The 16,360-nt window shown below is 50.7% G+C and carries 16 protein-coding genes and 1 pseudogene; 5 read left to right on the top strand and 12 right to left on the bottom strand.

Translation table 11 applies throughout. The features are described 5' to 3' along the window. Window positions 1-21: 21 nt before the first annotated feature. Both dnaG and PG728_RS00475 read right to left on the bottom strand, forming a co-directional pair. Window positions 22-2,076, bottom strand: a complete 2,055-nt coding sequence (gene dnaG, locus PG728_RS00480) for a DNA primase (RefSeq protein ID WP_270625069.1) — start codon at window positions 2,074-2,076, stop codon at window positions 22-24. Window positions 2,077-2,405: 329 nt separating this feature from the next. Then, on the bottom strand, window positions 2,406-2,675 hold the full coding sequence (locus tag PG728_RS00475) for a hypothetical protein (protein ID WP_072510043.1): 270 nt from the start codon (window positions 2,673-2,675) through the stop codon (window positions 2,406-2,408). A gap of 122 nt (window positions 2,676-2,797) precedes the next feature. Between PG728_RS00475 and PG728_RS00470 the strand changes: the two genes are divergently transcribed. Then, entirely contained in the window at window positions 2,798-3,244 is a 447-nt protein-coding gene (locus tag PG728_RS00470) for a hypothetical protein (RefSeq protein WP_270625068.1), read from the top strand. An 8-nt stretch (window positions 3,245-3,252) separates the two neighbouring features. Here the strand turns inward: PG728_RS00470 and PG728_RS00465 are convergent, their stop codons facing one another. The 4 genes from PG728_RS00465 to PG728_RS00450 are packed head-to-tail and all read right to left on the bottom strand — an operon-like array spanning window position 3,253 to window position 8,623. After that, window positions 3,253-4,542: a deoxyguanosinetriphosphate triphosphohydrolase gene (locus PG728_RS00465; RefSeq protein WP_408648172.1), complete on the bottom strand. Its 1,290-nt coding sequence runs from the start codon at window positions 4,540-4,542 to the stop codon at window positions 3,253-3,255. Between the two features lie 6 nt (window positions 4,543-4,548). Next, entirely contained in the window at window positions 4,549-5,763 is a 1,215-nt protein-coding gene (dusB, locus tag PG728_RS00460; RefSeq protein ID WP_333558155.1) for a tRNA dihydrouridine synthase DusB, read from the bottom strand. After that, a complete protein-coding gene (locus PG728_RS00455) occupies window positions 5,753-7,222 on the bottom strand; it encodes a YibE/F family protein (protein WP_270625065.1) in 1,470 nt (489 codons plus the stop codon). The genes dusB and PG728_RS00455 overlap by 11 nt, the downstream gene beginning before the upstream one ends. A gap of 6 nt (window positions 7,223-7,228) precedes the next feature. After that, the gene (locus tag PG728_RS00450) at window positions 7,229-8,623 is read right to left on the bottom strand and encodes a glycine--tRNA ligase (protein WP_270625064.1); all 1,395 of its coding nucleotides are present in this window, start codon (window positions 8,621-8,623) and stop codon (window positions 7,229-7,231) included. 216 nt (window positions 8,624-8,839) lie between these two features. Here PG728_RS00450 and PG728_RS00445 point away from each other — a divergent pair. The 4 genes and pseudogenes from PG728_RS00445 to PG728_RS00430 all read left to right on the top strand — a co-directional run bounded on the left by PG728_RS00445 (window position 8,840) and on the right by PG728_RS00430 (window position 11,568). Further along, a pseudogene (locus PG728_RS00445) lies at window positions 8,840-9,580 on the top strand (metal ABC transporter substrate-binding protein). Then, window positions 9,480-9,851, top strand: coding sequence for a metal ABC transporter solute-binding protein, Zn/Mn family (locus tag PG728_RS00440; RefSeq protein WP_408648175.1), 372 nt, complete (start codon window positions 9,480-9,482; stop codon window positions 9,849-9,851). The pseudogene PG728_RS00445 and the gene PG728_RS00440 overlap by 101 nt, the downstream one beginning before the upstream one ends. Next, window positions 9,842-10,573, top strand: a complete 732-nt coding sequence (locus PG728_RS00435) for a metal ABC transporter ATP-binding protein (protein WP_270625062.1) — start codon at window positions 9,842-9,844, stop codon at window positions 10,571-10,573. Before PG728_RS00440 ends, PG728_RS00435 begins: the two co-directional genes overlap by 10 nt. Further along, window positions 10,570-11,568 (top strand): metal ABC transporter permease, encoded by a 999-nt coding sequence (locus tag PG728_RS00430; protein ID WP_270625060.1) that lies wholly within the window; start codon window positions 10,570-10,572, stop codon window positions 11,566-11,568. Before PG728_RS00435 ends, PG728_RS00430 begins: the two co-directional genes overlap by 4 nt. A gap of 24 nt (window positions 11,569-11,592) precedes the next feature. Here PG728_RS00430 and PG728_RS00425 read toward each other — a convergent pair whose 3' ends face one another. Genes PG728_RS00425 through PG728_RS00400 form a run of 6 tightly spaced genes read right to left on the bottom strand, consistent with a single transcriptional unit; the run spans window position 11,593 to window position 16,279 of the window. After that, window positions 11,593-12,396 carry a hypothetical protein gene (locus PG728_RS00425; protein ID WP_270625058.1) on the bottom strand — a complete coding sequence of 268 codons (804 nt, stop codon included), beginning with the start codon at window positions 12,394-12,396 and terminating at the stop codon, window positions 11,593-11,595. Beyond that, window positions 12,389-13,114: a bifunctional 1-(5-phosphoribosyl)-5-((5-phosphoribosylamino)methylideneamino)imidazole-4-carboxamide isomerase/phosphoribosylanthranilate isomerase PriA gene (gene priA, locus PG728_RS00420; RefSeq protein WP_270625055.1), complete on the bottom strand. Its 726-nt coding sequence runs from the start codon at window positions 13,112-13,114 to the stop codon at window positions 12,389-12,391. The genes PG728_RS00425 and priA overlap by 8 nt, the downstream gene beginning before the upstream one ends. Window positions 13,115-13,124: 10 nt before the next feature. Then, a complete protein-coding gene (hisH, locus tag PG728_RS00415) occupies window positions 13,125-13,766 on the bottom strand; it encodes an imidazole glycerol phosphate synthase subunit HisH (RefSeq protein ID WP_270625346.1) in 642 nt (213 codons plus the stop codon). Beyond that, window positions 13,756-14,562: a hypothetical protein gene (locus PG728_RS00410; protein WP_270625052.1), complete on the bottom strand. Its 807-nt coding sequence runs from the start codon at window positions 14,560-14,562 to the stop codon at window positions 13,756-13,758. Before PG728_RS00410 ends, hisH begins: the two co-directional genes overlap by 11 nt. Beyond that, on the bottom strand, window positions 14,559-15,158 hold the full coding sequence (hisB, locus tag PG728_RS00405) for an imidazoleglycerol-phosphate dehydratase HisB (protein ID WP_072510055.1): 600 nt from the start codon (window positions 15,156-15,158) through the stop codon (window positions 14,559-14,561). The genes PG728_RS00410 and hisB overlap by 4 nt, the downstream gene beginning before the upstream one ends. Further along, entirely contained in the window at window positions 15,155-16,279 is a 1,125-nt protein-coding gene (locus tag PG728_RS00400; RefSeq protein WP_270625050.1) for a histidinol-phosphate transaminase, read from the bottom strand. Before PG728_RS00400 ends, hisB begins: the two co-directional genes overlap by 4 nt. Window positions 16,280-16,360 lie beyond the last annotated feature (81 nt).

The following is a 16,360-nucleotide window of genomic DNA, read 5'->3' as shown; positions in this document are numbered from 1 at the left end:
ATTGAGTACCTAAGTTGTTGCTTATTTAGATTCTTGCAGGTTACGGCGGGCATTCTCTAGGTTCATTAATGTAGAAAAAATCTGTTGATACTGTTCATCTTGAGGGTCACAGCGCTGCAATCGCGCCTTTGTCTCTGCGATTTGGCGTGACAGGTCACCGCGAATCACCGCTTGCCACACCCCCCGCGCATACTCGCTTAGGCGGGCAGAATCATCTTGAGGCAGTGGGGAAACAATCAGCGCAGAAACCAGCCCCTGCAACTGCGAATCTACCTGCGCATTTAAGAGTTCACCCCATCGTTTATTGGCCAGAATCACCGCTCGCTGCCCTTTAAGTCCCAGTTCGTCCTCGGCGTCGCGCCACAGCTCCGCATATTTATCCAGCCCGCCCAAAGCAATAATCGCGGTAAAAAGGGCGCTAAACATGGGTACTCGAAATGCCGCTGTCGAAACCGTCTCTACCCCTACCCCAAAAAGACTAGCCGGCAGCTGTAGCAAACATTCCAGAGCTTGCCGCTCCAACTTAGCAATCGGATCTGTGGAATTGGGCAAATTAACCCTGGAGGCAGCACCCGGAAAACCAGCGCCAACGCCAGCACCAGGGGTTCCGGAACGGTGCGCGGGCGAAGTTGAGGGATAGACATTTAGGTTCGGGGAAACCTGTGAATTAGGAAACTGCCCCCTGCCCCCGCCAAAACCGCCACGCTCGGGGCGAGGAGAATTCTGCACTGCCCGCCGCACTTCCTCTTCTGGCATTCCCACCCAACCAGCCAGGCGGCGGGTATATTCAGAGCGCAACGCAAGATCGCGAATCTGGCTAACAATAGGTCCGGCTGCTCGCAAACCTGAAACTCGTCCTTCTGCCGTATCCAAGTCAAAAGACTTTAGGGTAGTGCGTAAAACAAACTCGAACAGAGGGCGACGAGAATCCACCAAACCTCGTACCGCTCCTGCCCCTTGAGCTTGCCATAAATCACAAGGATCCTTGCCGCTCGGCTCGATAGCTACAAATGTTTGAGACGCAAAGGACTGATCTTCCCCGAAAGCCCGCAAAGCCGCCTTTTGTCCCGCTTCATCGCCGTCAAAAGTAAAAATAACTTCCCCACCACGGGTTTTACCAGATGATAACATTACCCCGGCAGCGGCATCTGCACTGTCCCCCAGTAAACGCCGAGCAATGCGCCCATGCCCATCCCCAAAAGCAGTGCCACAGGTAGCCACGGCACATTCCACCCCGGAAAGATGAGCAGCCATTACATCGGTATAGCCTTCAACCACCACAATTCGGCGCTGCTTACTGATGGCTTTCTTTGCCATCTCAATCCCATAAAGTACCTGCGATTTCTTATAAACCGCAGTTTCAGGGGTATTCAAATACTTCGGACCTTTATCTTCTTCGCTCAATCGCCGCGCCCCAAAACCCACGACCGCCCCCGTCAAATCGCAGATGGGCCAAATAACTCGCCCTCGAAAACGGTCATAAGGACCGCGCTGCCCGGTAGAAAACAACCCGGAAGCTGCCAGTTCCACTTCCGTAAATCCGCGTTTACGCAAATAAGACAAGAGGGCGTTCCACGAGTTAGGGGCATATCCTAAAGAAAAGCGGGCAGCAGCGTCGGCATCGAACCCTCGTTGGTTCAAAAAATTCCTGGCAATCTGTCCCTCTTTACTGCCCAATTGCGAGCGAAAAAACTGGGAGGCATTCCGGTTTGCTTCCAAGATTCGCGAACGCGAAACCCGGTTCGGGTCTGTTGATTCTTTGTCTGTCCCCTCTTGATAGCGTAAAGTCACCCCGGTTTTGTCTGCCAGATATTGAACGGCTTCACTAAAAGACAGGTGATTAATGGTTTCCACAAATTTGATAACGTCGCCGCCCTCACCGCAACCAAAGCAATGATAATACCCTTGAGCAGGACGAACATGGAATGAGGGGGTGCGCTCATCATGGAAAGGACATAGCCCTTTTAAAGATCCCACCCCGGCAGGACGCAGTGCCACATGTTCGCCTACGATTTCATCAATATGGGCGCGCTCGCGTACCTGATCAATGTCCTCGCGTCGAATAAGCCCAGCCATATTTCATATCATAGGCGAGGGCGGGCGTAGAAAGCTACGTTACTTTCTAACGAAAAAAGATTTATATAGAGCAATAATGCTTTTCTAAGCAGCAAAATAGCTTTAATAAAACGGAATTACAAGTAATTATTTTAGTAACACGATTATCCTCACAACTTTTATTATTAAAGCAAATAGTCCTTTTCTTAAACCTCTTTTTATTCAAGGGTTTTCCTGTTTATCTTTATCACAACTAGCTCGGTCTGTATCACAACTCAGACATTCAAGTCGGCACTAAAAATAGACTAGAGAAGTAGCCTAAGAATAATCCCGGAATTGGTTCAGATTGTCTAACCATTTCCGAAAATGACTATTCTAATCAGAAAGCTGGCATTCAACCATGACTCCACCAAACAATCCTCCTCAGCCACCACTTCCACCGCTAGGCTACCCTGGTTCATCACCATACAATGCCGTACCCCCGAATCCACCTCTCCAGTCTCCGCAGTCTCCGCAACCTTACAGCGACGCACAACCGGCGCAGCCTTGGCAAGAATCGCAACCTCCACTACCTCCACGACCTCCGCAGATTGCCCAGGATAATCAATCTTTGCAGCCACCTTCCCCACCTCAGCCCCTAGCTAAGGCAAACTCCGCTCAAACCACCCCTACCTCTTATCCTTCACAACCAACTCCGTTTAACTCTAACCAGGAAAAAGTCACCGGAAACAGCCTACCGGTTATGCCTAAGCCCAATTCCGACAGAGTAATTAATTCTCTAGAGGATTATCTGTTACTTGCTCCCAGGCTCGCACAAGCTGCATTAATTGGACTTGGGGTTGCCCTTCTGGCTCTATTTGTTCGATATCTCGAAAACAACGTGTTCTATTTTGTTTTAGTTGTCCCCGGGATAAAAATTCCTTGGAGTACTGTCTTTATAGCTCTCGGTCTCCTGTGGATACCAATACCGTTTATCCTACCTTTTATTGCAGACCCACTTGATCGCTGGTTGGAAAAGGACGAAAATAACGATGACTCCGACAAAGATAATAATGACGATGACGCCAGCTCAAAATCATTTGCTGAGATATTTAGAGGGATAATTGAGGAAAAGAAAGCAGAAAAATCTAAATCCCAAATAAAATGGAATGGCTTTCCAAATAATAAGAATTACCCCGACGGTTTTTAAGCCAAAAATCAGCTCTGTAGGGAACGGAACATTCCACAGATACGTCCATGCCACTGATGTGCCGAGGTATCGGTTAAAGAAGCAATTTGATCAACTATAGCTCGCTGACGCTGATTATCATTTTCTGCTCTGCGCCAAAGCGTCAAATACGGTTCCTCTAAAAGCTCTGGACGCTCCCAGAGCGCATCCGAAAGCTCGAAAACCAGGGTACGCTGCTGTAAATGAATCGGGTCTTTTTCGCGAGGCTGCATCACAAAAGCTGCTGCCATCCCCTTTAACACCTTAATTTCCGACAAAGTGTCTGGCGGAATTACCAGGTCAGCATCATAACGATGTAACGGAGACGAACCAGCCGCCTCTAAAGTAGCGCTCGCCACCGCCTGGCAAAAACGCCCAATCAACTGACTGGTCATATCTTTAAGCTGAGCCATATCCTGATAAGAACCATTAAAACTATTAAGCCAGGACGGATGGGAAGTAATTCGCTCCCATGCAAGGGGAAGCAGCTCTACCTGCCCCGCCCCATACCAGTCAATACAGGATTGAAACACCTGTTCACGCACCTGAGACTGCTCAAAAGAAGCCGGATCTAGCTCCCCGGTTTGAATCGCGTCCTCTACATCGTGAACCGAATAGGCAATATCATCAGAAATATCCATGATTTGGGCTTCCAAACACCTCTGATGGGGCGGAGAAAAAGTACGCATCCAGGTGAAAACTTCCGCGTCCTCGTCATAACAATTATATTTGCGGGTCGAATAATCCGAATCCGCCCCCTGCCCTTTGAGCCAAGGATATTTACAGACCGCATCCAAAGTGGCGCGGGTCAAGTTCAACCCCAGATAGCGACCATCGTCTCCCAATATTTTTGGTTCTAAGCGGGTAAGCAGCCGAAAAGTCTGGGCATTGCCTTCAAATCCCCCAATACTCGCAGCCACCTGATTTAATGCGCGCTCACCATTATGCCCAAAAGGAGGATGCCCCAGGTCATGAGCTTGACAAGCAGCATCCACAATATCGGGATCACACCCCAGTTCCAGTCCCAAAGACCTCCCCACCTGGGAGACTTCGATAGAGTGTGTCAGGCGTGTCCTCACAAAAGAATCCGTAGATGGCCCTACTACCTGCGTCTTTGCCCCTAAACGGCGCAACGCCGACGAATACATAATCCGTGCCCGATCGCGAGCATAGTCGGTACGCTCCGAGGACTTGGGAGGCTCAGCTTTGAAACGTTCGCGGTCACGGGGAGAATAGGGCGCACTTTTCACATTTCCCAGTCTAAACTGCCCGCTAAGCATTTTCGATCAATAACCACCCGCATCAAGAGAAGTATCGAGTTTAGCCGCCTGCAATACTCGCTCTGCTTGCTCATCAACCTCCCGTGATTGTAGCCAGCCCTCCGGCAGATGAGTCTTGCGGGCATGACCGGCGCGCCCTCGTTTACCCAAAGCCGAGGGCGGGTATGGCAAATCCCTATCTAAACTAGAAAACAATTGTTCTAACTCTTTTAAGGAGGACGTGCTGCTAAGTTTTACCCGGTACTCTCCCCCCAATGGGAAACCCCGAAAATACCATCCTAAATGCTTACGCATATCACGCAGAGCACGTTCTTCACTGCCCATCCAGGAAACCAGCAACTGAGCATGATTAAAAGCCAGGTCACAAACCTGCCCTAAACTAGGTTCAGCCTGACGATCTACCCCATGTAAAGCACAGGTTAAGTCATAGAACAGCCACGGACGTCCCTGGCAACCGCGACCAACTTGCACCCCGGCACAACCAGTTTGCTCCAACATCTTTTGGGCGTCTTGACCCGAGAAAATATCCCCATTACCCCATACTGGAATATCAAGCAGTGACACTAGGGTTTTTATCGCCGCCCAGTTAGCGCTGCCAGAATAGTATTGATTAGCGGTACGTCCATGTAAGAAAACCGCGCTACACCCCTCTTCGGCAGCAATCTGAGCCACATCTAAATAGGTCAAATGGTTATCATCAATCCCAACACGAATCTTACAGGTCACCGGCACGGGAAAACTTTTAGCAGCCTTATCTGCTCCCCGCTTGGCTCCGGCGATAACTGCGGCAACAATCTGACGGAAACGGTCAAGTTTCCAAGGCAAAGCTGCTCCCCCGCCTTTGCGAGTCACTTTCGGTACCGGACAGCCAAAATTGATATCTAGATGATCGGCTAGTCCCTGTTCAACCAGAATCTGCGCAGCCGAGCCCATCGCGCACGGATCAACACCATGCAGCTGCACCGAGCGCAGCTGTTCTTCCATATCAGGTTTCAGCAAGCTAAGGGTGACAGGATTTTGTTCTACCAGTGCCCGGGCAGTAATCATTTCACAAACATAAATCCCATAGGGGGCTGTAGTGTCAGATTTAATCCCGCAATCAGCCAAGGCCCTTTGAGCTTGCTGACGACAAATCCGCCGGAATGGCGCGTTAGTTACCCCCGCCATCGGGGCTAAAGCCAGCGCAGTTCCAATCGTAATTTGCCCTAATTTAGTGGACATTACCATCTCCCAGGTCACGAGAGCTAGATTCACTATTTCCGTAGGTATGAAGCACTGAAACGCTAGCTGACGCTAGTTTATTAGCCGAGGTAGTTAGGTTTTCCGATACTGATGCAATCGATTTTGAATCGAAATTGTCCACTTCCGACTTGAGGGAGGAAACCTCCCCGTTATCGCTCGCGGAGCGCGCTGCCAAATCTTCACTACCCTTATCTGCCGATAGGTTCTTTGCAGAAGAATTAGAAACCAATTTGACCAGGAATGTCCCCACCAAAGTAGTGGCTGGAATTGCCAAAACCAGTCCGACAGAGGCAACCAGAGTTCTAACTATTTCTTCGGAAATTTGGGACACCGTAAGCAGCTCCAAAAACGGACGCTGCGAGAGCATCGCTAAAATCAAGGTGGGAAGCGCTGTCCCCACGTAGGCGAAAGCCAAAGTATAAACCGTGGAAGCAATATGGTCGCGCCCTATCCGCATCGCCCGAGAAAACAGTTTCCGCCGGTTCATCAAGGGATCAGCTTCATCTAGCTCCCACACCGCCGAGGCCTGGGTAATAGTCACATCATTTAGAGCCCCAAGACCCGCGATTACAACTCCACACATAAACAGGGAGGGAAGCGACAATACCGGCAGTTGCGTACCCAAAATCAAGGCGTCCTCGTCGCTTGCCCCGCTAATACCTACCGCCCGCGTACCGATATAGGCAAGCAGAACCGTTATTAACAGCCCCAAAAGGGTGCCTATTAGGGCAGTCGTGGTGCGAATAGTAACCCCGTGTGCCAGATACACCGAAAGAAACATTATTGCCCCCACACCTGCCAAAGTAACTAGCATTGGGGGCTGACCTGCCATTAAAGCCGGCAGAATAAAGAACACAATCACCAAAGAGGACGCCAACAGCCCCAGGAGCGCCAAAAAACCGCGCCTACCTGCTACTGCCAGCACCACCACCACATAAAGCGCGGCCAATATCAATAGGGCGTTGCCTCGTTTAATATCGGTGAATAGGAACGGAGTACCCGTAGAAGCCGCATCGACATCGTAAAGCATCCAAACCGCAGTTCCTACCCGAATCGCAGATTTAGATTCTTCGGGAATCCTGACTGGAACTATTTTGTTTTTCCACTGTCCTTCCAGGACTTTTACGCACACTAAAGGTTGAGTCTCCTGGATACCGCCGGTAGGGTCAGCAGAGCTCTGCGGGAACTTAAGTCCACTAATCAAACATTTGTTACCGTCTAGACCAGTCACCTCACCGCTTAAACGATTAGCCCCTTGCTGCGCCCACTGTTGCACAGAATCCCCTAAAGGATTAGGGGTATATAGAGCTACAATCCCGCCAATAATTGCCAGTAAAATCGGTACTATCAGCGCACCTAGCAGCAAGCGGGCACGTCGAAGTACCCTATCATCTCGCCTAAGGCGCTTTGAATGAGTGGAATGGAGATGCAAAAGCACCCTGCCTTAACAGCCGAGCAGACGGGAAGCTAGATAAGTAGTTAGCTCCTCAATTTTTACCCGTTCCTGTTCCATCGAGTCCCGATCGCGCACAGTAACACATTGATCATCTAGGGACTGGAAATCGTAAGTGACGCAGAAAGGCGTGCCAATTTCATCTTGACGGCGATAGCGTCTACCAACCTGTCCTGCCTGGTCATAGTCGATATTCCAATTAGCGCGCAGTTCCTGTGCCAGCTCTTGAGCCGGACTGGTGAGTTCATCCTTACGTGAAAGGGGCAAAACTGCCACTTTTACCGGGGCGAGGCGTCGATCCAGACGTAACACCGTGCGTTTGTCTACTCCCCCTTTAGCGTTGGGAGCCTCGTCCTCACAGTAGGCTTCCACCATAAACGCCATCAGAGAGCGGGTTAGACCGGCAGAGGGTTCAATCACATAGGGAGTCCAACGCTTACCTTTGTCTTGATCAAAATAATCTAGATTCTTCCCGGAAGCTTCTTGATGTACTCCCAGGTCATAGTCAGTACGGTTGGCAATTCCCTCTAGTTCGCCCCATTTTGAGCCTTGGAAACCGAAAGCATATTCAATATCTACAGTCCGTTTAGAATAATGCGAGAGTTTTTCTTTCGGATGCTCATATAGACGCAGGTTATCATCACTGATTCCCAGGCTGCGATACCAATCTAGGCGCTCATCAATCCAGTATTGATGCCACTGTTCATCAGAACCAGCTTCACAGAAGAATTCTAATTCCATCTGTTCAAATTCGCGGGTGCGGAAAATAAAGTTACCGGGGGTGATTTCGTTGCGGAAAGATTTTCCAATCTGCCCGATTCCAAAAGGAGGTTTCATACGGGCAGATGACATCACATTTGCGAAGTTGATAAAAATACCTTGCGCGGTTTCGGGGCGCAGGAAGTGTAGACCTTTTTCATCATCTACCGGCCCGAGGAAAGTCTTTAACAAACCGGAGAAAGCTTTGGGCTGAGTCCACAGTCCTCGCTTTCCGCAGCCAGGGCAAGGCACGTCCTCCATAGATACTTCGTCTGCCGAAGCGAGCTGGTGTTTTTCCGCATAGGCTTCTTGCAGTTCGTCCTGGCGGTGACGGGTATGGCAGGAGGTGCATTCAATCAAAGGATCGGTGAAAGCCTTGAGGTGACCGGAGGCTTCCCAGACTTTGGGGGGTAAAATTACTGAAGAATCTAGCCCCACCACGTCGGAGCGCGAACGCACCACCCGGTTCCACCACTGCCGTTTAATGTTTTCTTTTAGCTCTACCCCTAATGGACCATAATCCCAGGCGGAACGGGTTCCACCATAAATTTCCCCACACGGGTAGACAAATCCACGCCGTTTTGCCAGATTGATTACGCTATCTAACTTCGAGGGGGTTTCAGCCACTTTTGTCTCCTTAACCTTGTTTCCGGCGCAAAAGCGCCACTTCCCAGATTCTACCGGCTTCGTTCCGCTTTACTAGCACTAGAACGCTTCAGCGTGATTTACACCTCTAAACCTGAGCGTAACCGAGATTAAAGAGCCCCGTAATCTGGTCAGCAAAAAAACACGACCTGCACTTCATTTTGCTTTTGAGAACGGTTATCGTTTATATTTTTGCTCATGCGTAAAGGAATGACCACAATAATCTGCGCTGCCGCGATAGGCGCCCTAGCTCTCAGCGGATGCTCTAACACCGCACAAACCTCAGAAAAAGGCAAAGTAAACGCCGTTGCCTCCTTTTACCCCCTCGCCTATGTAACTAGCCAGGTAGGCGGAGAAATGGTAAACGTAACCAACCTAACCCCCGCAGGCGAAGCCCACGAGGTAGAACTATCAGCAAAAGACCTCACCACCATGTCGTAGGCAGATGCCCTAATCTACCTGTCAGGTTTCCAATCCGCGGTAGACGATGCGGTAAAAGAAGCAGCCCCCAAGAACGCATTAGACGTAGCTAAAGCAGCCAAACTAGATAAGCTCTCCTCTACAGAAAACGAAGACCACGAGGAAGAGCACGAGCATCACGAAGAACACGAAAAAGAACATCAGCACGAAGAAGCAGGACAGGCTAAGGAATCAAAAGAACACAACCATGAATCCGGTCATCATCATCACGGAGGCTTCGATCCCCACTTTTGGCTAGACCCAGAACGCCTATCGGCAATCGTACCCCAGGTAGTGCAAACCCTGTCTAAAGCCGATAGTGCCCACGCCTCCACCTATGAAAAAAAATGGCAAGGCTTTACAAGAAAAGCTCAGCTCGCTGGACAAAAAATACCAAACCGGTCTAAAAAAATGCGCTACTCCCACCGTAATCACTGCTCACGAAGCCTACGGATATCTAGCGAAACGGTACGGATTTGAACAGATAGGGGTAAAAGGAGTCGATCCGGAAGCTGAAACCTCTATCGGACGGCTCCAAGAAGTCGCAAACATTGCCAAGCAAAAGAAAGTTAACGTACTATTTTCGGAAAGCGCCCTAGGAGATAAAGACACCAAAACTCTCGCCGAGCAGCTGGGAATCAAATCCGAAGTGCTTGACCCCCTAGAAATCCAAGTAGATAAAAGCCGGGATTACCTGCAAGTAATGGAAGATAACCTCACAAAACTAAGCAAAGCCATGAAATGCGTATAGAAGCTGAAACCACATCCATTCCTCTTAGGGCGACAGATTTATCTGTCGCCCTAACGGGCAATTTGATTCTCAAAAATATAAACCTAGCAATCGAAGCGGGAAGCACAGTGGCACTGTGCGGAGAAAACGGCTCCGGAAAATCTACTTTGGTACGCACCGCAATCGGACTAAACCCGGTCAGTGCAGGTAAAATTGAGATTTTTGGAGCGAAAACCAGCGATAAAACCCACGCTAAAGCCCTAGCTAGAGTCGGCTACGTTCCTCAACGAAAAACAATGTCCGGCACAATACCAGCAACCGCCCTGGAAGTGGTGCGTTCTGGGCTACTCCCCGCCGGTCGGCTAAGGAAAAAACACTCCGATAAAGAACGCGCCCTGAAAGCGCTCCAAGAAGTCGGACTAGGCGAGGCAGCAAACAAAAAATTCCAGTTCCTCTCGGGCGGACAGCAACAGCGAGTATTGATTGCCCGCGCCCTAGTACGTGAGCCAGAATTCTTGATTATGGACGAACCCCTGGCAGGTATTGACCGTCAAAGTGCCAAGAGCCTAGCCGACATAATTAACCGAGCAAAACAATCCGGTAAAACCATGCTGATTGTGCTACACGAACACGGCTATTTAGCCCCCCTAATCGATCGCACCATCACCCTGGTATCCGGGCAAATTGCCAGCGACACTCCCACTAACCAGCCCCAATCCTCCCTGATGGTAGAAGAAAAATGATTAATTACCCCAGCTACCTCCCTAGCTCGTTATCTTCAACTTCCGCCCCCGGACAGGCGTACGGTTTACCTTTAAACCCGAGGACACATTCCCTCACTTCCAGCTTTACCGCCGATTGGGAATCCCTCCTATCCTCCCCTTTCTTCCTGCGCTCACTGATAGTGGCAGTTCTCGTTGGTTTAAGCGCACCGGTAATTGGCACTTATCTAGTGCAGCGCCGCCTATCTTTACTAGGAGACGGAATCGGGCACGTTGCCCTGACCGGGGTGGCTCTAGGGTGGGTAGTCGGTAACCTAACCGAAATAGCCGGAGGTGACGCCTTAGCCATTCCCGGAGCCGTAATCGCCTCAATAATCGGAGCCGTAATTATTGAACTGGTAAGAGCCAAAGGCGCAGCCAGTGCAGACGTGGCTATGGCGCTCCTTTTTTACGGCGGTATCGCCTCCGGAGTGCTGGTAATCTCCCTAGCTGGAGGCTCTACCAACCAGTTAAACTCTTACCTCTTTGGATCCATCGCTGCGGTGTCCTGGTCGGATGTTTATTTAACTATTGCGCTATCAGTTTTAATTCTCGTTTTTGGGCTAGGAATGCGCCGCGAGCTCTTCTCCATCTGCAACGATGAAGAGTTTGCGCTCGCCTGCGGAATCCCGGTACGCCGACTTACCATCTGTTTAGCGCTGGTTAGCGCTCTAACAGTATCGACCGCTATGCGAGTAGTGGGAGTACTGTTAGTGTCAGCCCTAATGATTGTGCCGGTAGCTATTGCCCAAATATATGCGCGCTCATTCAACGCCACCATGGGATGGGCTATGTTACTGGGAATGCTCACCTGTATAGCGGGACTGGTATTTTCCTATTTCACCGCCGCCGCCTCCGGCTCTGCAATCGTAATGGGGTTGATAACCCTATATGGGCTGGCAGCCGCGCTTCGTCCTCTGGTGTACCGGAAACATTTGCGAACACCATCCGAAATCAGTAGTTGCGAACACCGCTAAGCACGCCCTTAGAGATTGCTAGCGTCAAGAGGTAGGAACCGGGGTGACCGCCAATAAATCAACCGACTCTCTTAAGTTTTCCAGACAGTTAATCCGGTTTTGCAAGCTATTTAAAGCGTCAGCAAGGTCAGTAATAGTGGGGTCAAGCGCGATTAGCAGCTGATCAATCCCAGCTGGGCGAGGAACAACCGACCAAGAAGCACCCGGAAAAACCTGCTCAACCAGGAGTGAAATCTGAGTTAAAAAATTAGGATTCTCCCAAGCCGGAAGCCACTCATCTCCACTGGCAAGCGCATTAAGCAAGGGACGAGGTAAAAGGTACCGACCATCGAGCAAAATCCTACCCGGATTATTTAAAGCAGTAAGGGCGAGGGCGCGGGCATTAACCGGCAAAGGGCGGGCACTAGCCGAGCTAGTAGTTTCCCCCTGTGCGTCCTCATTCAGCAAAGAAGCAGCCAAGCCGGTTTTGATAGCCGCCTCAAAAGTCGAAAGACAAGAAAAAACCGGAACCGCCCTCACCCCGGCAACTTTTTCTAACTGAAGCTGGGGCAAACTTCCACTAGAACAGGGATTTTCCGCCGTAACCGCGTGCGGAACAACCGGCAAAATGACTCGTCCTAGCTCTAAAGCAGCAGCAATAGCTTTAAGGCATTCAGAAAAATCCGATTGCGCAAATGCTGCCGCCATATTTGGCTCAATATCGCCTCGGTCGGCGGGATTAACTTTGCGAGTCAAAGCACGCAAAATCGCGTCCTCTTGAGAGGGAGGTAAAGACTTATCGAAACCTAAAGCAGGATTTCCCCGGCGGATGGCGGACAAACTATTCACTCCCGGAAGCTACCATCAGAGCCTGCTCAATCGTGAAAGCCTGCGCATAAAGCGCTTTCCCGACAATGACTCCCTCCAGCCCCAGGTCGGTCAATGCCCACAAGGCACGCAAATCCTCTAGAGAACTAACCCCGCCGCTAGCGACCACTTTCGCCTTGGTTGCCTGACAAACTTGTGCCAGCAGGTGAGTATTAGGGCCGTTCAAAGTCCCGTCCCGCATCACATCGGTAACCACATAGCGGGCGCACCCCGCTGCATCCAAGTATCCAATCAGGTCAAAAAGATCCCCCGCATCCTTAGTCCAACCATGAGTTGCCACCGTAGTACCACGAACATCTAAACCGACCGCAATCGCATCGCCATATTCACCAATAACTTTGGCAGTCCACTCCGGTTTCTCGATAGCGGCAGTACCCAGATTTACCCGCTTCGCCCCCGCTGCAAGCACCCTTTCTAGCGAGTCATCATCACGAATCCCCCCAGAAACCTCAACCTTTAGGGACACAGTTTTCACAATTTCTTGCACCACTGACGCGTTATTTCCTCGCCCAAAAGCCGCATCTAAATCTACAAGATGCAGCCAGGAAGCACCGGCATCCGCAAAAGAGAGCGCCATCTGTAAAGGATTGCCGTAAACCTTCTCACTGCCGGCCTGGCCTTGATGCAAACGTACAGCTTGACCGTCCACAATATCTACGGCCGGTAACAGTTCTAACATCTATTTCCCCCTATAACGCCCGCGTCCAGTTACGAAGAAGCTCCATCCCTGCTTCCCCTGATTTTTCCGGATGGAACTGGGTAGCAGATAACGGCCCATTTTCAACGGCGGCAACAAAACGCTGCCCATGGGTTGCCCACGAAAAAATCGGGGGTTTCATTCGGTCAGACTGCCGGTAATGTCCAGCCGGGTCAGCTAACACCCCGTAAGAGTGTACAAAATAAAAACGTTCGTCCTCTATTCCTGAAAATAGGGAAGAACCCTCCCCTACTTTCAGCTTTGACCAGCCCATATGGGGGACAATCGGAGCGTTCAGTTTCTCTACTGTTCCCGGCCATTCCCCCAGTCCTAAGACATCTTCCCCGTGTTCGATTCCTCGTTCAAACATGATTTGCATACCTACACAAATCCCCAGTACCGCGCGCCCTCCTGCCAGACGGCGATCAATTAGGATATCACCGCGTCGAGATCGCAAATCTGCCATTACCGAGGCAAAAGCCCCAACCCCAGGCACTACCAAACCATCTACTTGCATACAGGTGGAAAAATCACTGGTTAGCTGCGCATCTACCCCGATATGACGCAGGGCATTAACCACCGAGCGCACATTGCCAGAACCATAGTCGAAAACCGCAACCTGTTTAGTCACCATTATCGCCCTTCTGGTCATCTTTGCCTTTTTGACGCCGGACATCTTGCTGGAGACCACGAAGTTGCCGCAATAAAATACCTGGTAAATCGCGCAGACGCGGTGGCTCTACCTGAGGATAATCCTCGGGGGAAGTGCGACCAAGTAACAAATCCTCGATACGTTCATCAGCACAAGAAACTAAAGGTCCCGCCGGAATCGTGCGGTCAAAACGACCATCATAATAGACACGGGCACTAATCTGCCCTTGAACACCAGGGTCAGCATCAGAATCAGAACGCAAGGTAGAGACAAATAATACTGCCCCGTAGGGAGTAATTTTAGATACTGTCATGGCAAGAGCCTCCGCCTCTTTAGAAACCGGACGCGCCTCACCTAGCAGAGCTTCAAGCTCATCATCAGGGGTGGTAGTCAGCCTTTTCCAAACCACACAACCCGACTCGGTTTCCACAATTCGCCCATCTATTTCATGCGCCGCCATCATAGTGGCAAGGGGAAGCGGCTCTAACAGATTAGTCAGCACCAATGCGACATCTCCCGGCTCCGGAGGCAGGTCTTCAAGGTGTTTCCAGGCCTGTAAATCCTGATCTACTTCTTCCTGGAATCCGTCTAGCTCCTCACCATCCAGCCCCGACTGGGCAATGACTTCATCGAAGAAATCTTCCGGTTTCATCTGAGAATCCAAGTCGCCGAAATCATCATTATTACGCGACCAGCCCTCACTGGAAGAATCGCCCCTACCAGAGCGATTATTTTCACTACGTCCCTGATCGTCCTCTGGAATTCCTGAAACCGTCACAGAGCACCTTTCGTCGAGGGGATACCTTCTACCCGTGAATCTAGCTCTACCGCGCCCCGCAAAGCCCGCGCAACCGCCTTAAACTGTGCCTCTACAATATGGTGCGGATCGCGTCCAGAAAGCAGTTGCACATGCAAACAAATCTCGGCATTGTAAGCAAACGACTCCCACACGTGCCGGGTTAAAGCCCCAGTAAAATGCCCGCCTATCAGGTGATATTGTTGTCCTTCCGGTTCTGCGCCATGCACGCAATAAGGACGACCTGCCACATCTACCACCGCCCTGGCGAGAGCCTCATCTAAAGGAATAGTCGCATCAGCGAAGCGGCGAATCCCCCGTTTGTCCCCCAAGGCTTGCTTCAAGGCTTTACCTAAACAAATCGCAGTGTCCTCTACCGTGTGGTGGACATCAACCTCTAGGTCACCACTAGCCTGAATCTGCATATCAATCAGGGAATGTTTAGACAATGCAGTCAGCATATGGTCATAGAAAGGAACTCCGGTAGAAATCTGGCTCTGCCCGGAACCGTCGAGATCAATCGCTACCGTAATCTCTGATTCTTGGGTTTTTCGCGTTACCTTGCCGACACGGCTCATTTGGTTGCCTCCTCCAATGCGGCGCGAAACGCCTGATCTTCCCGTTCGCTACCGATACTAACCCTTAAAAACCCGGTCGGTCCGACCTCTCGAATCAGCACTCCGCGTTCTAATAAGTCATTAAACACTTTATGTCGATTTTCAAATGGACCAAAGAGCACAAAATTGGCTTGAGTTTTCGGCACAACATACCCCTGAGCTGCAAGCCAGCTAGCCAGTTTATCTCGGCGCTTACGCAACTGGGCAAGCTGGTCAAGTTGTTCGCTCGCGTGAGACAAAGCCGCGATAGCCGCCGCCTGGGTAAGTGCAGACAGGTGATAGGGCAAACGCACTCGCATAATATCGTAGATTATGGTCTTTGCTGCCACCAGGTAGCCCAGCCGCAAACCGGCCATACCGAACGACTTGGACATGGTACGCGAAACTGCCAGGTGCGGGAATTTTTCTAAGAGGGCGAGGGCGCTGGGCTGACCCGAATCCCGGAACTCCCCGTACGCCTCGTCAATTACCACTACTGTTGCGGTAGATTCACCGTCAATAATGGGACCGGTCTGCTGTGCTACCTGCAAAATCTGTTTCAGGTCAGCTTCAGTAATAACCGTACCCGTAGGGTTATTCGGGTTAGCCAGTAGCAAAACGCTAGGCCGCAAATCTTGTAAAGCCCCAGTTAAAACCGTTAAATCAACATTAAAGTCACTTTGCCGAGGAACCGTAACATAGCGCGAGTGCGCGCCCCGCACATACTCGGGATACATAGAGTAAGAATGCTCGGTTCCTAAAACAATCCGTCCCGGCCCCGCATAAGCACCCAGCAGCTGTGCCATCACCTCATTCGAGCCGTTAGCGGCCCAAATATGTTGAACAGGGAAACTATGACCGCATTCTAGGAGCAAATAGTCCGCTAAGGCTTGGCGAAGTTCCACAAAATCCCGATCTGGATAACGGTTCAACCCTGCCCCTACCCTAGCCACCGCTTTAGCAATATCAGCTACCATTTCCGGGCTGGGAGAATAGGGATTCTCGTTTACATTCAAGCGCGCCTCAACCTCCAACTGAGGCGCTCCATAGGGGGTGACAGCGGCCAGTTCTTCACGTAACGGCAGCAAGGGGGACTGATTCATAAAAAACTTGTTCCTTTCTTGCTCCCATTCTAAAGGCTTTACCCGAGGATTTAGTGCGCGTCCTCTGCCAGCTAATTTCTC

Origin of the sequence: Varibaculum timonense (assembly GCF_027694345.1) — a bacterium.
Taxonomy (GTDB): domain Bacteria; phylum Actinomycetota; class Actinomycetes; order Actinomycetales; family Actinomycetaceae; genus Varibaculum; species Varibaculum timonense_A.
This window is presented reverse-complemented; position numbering and strand designations above follow the sequence as displayed.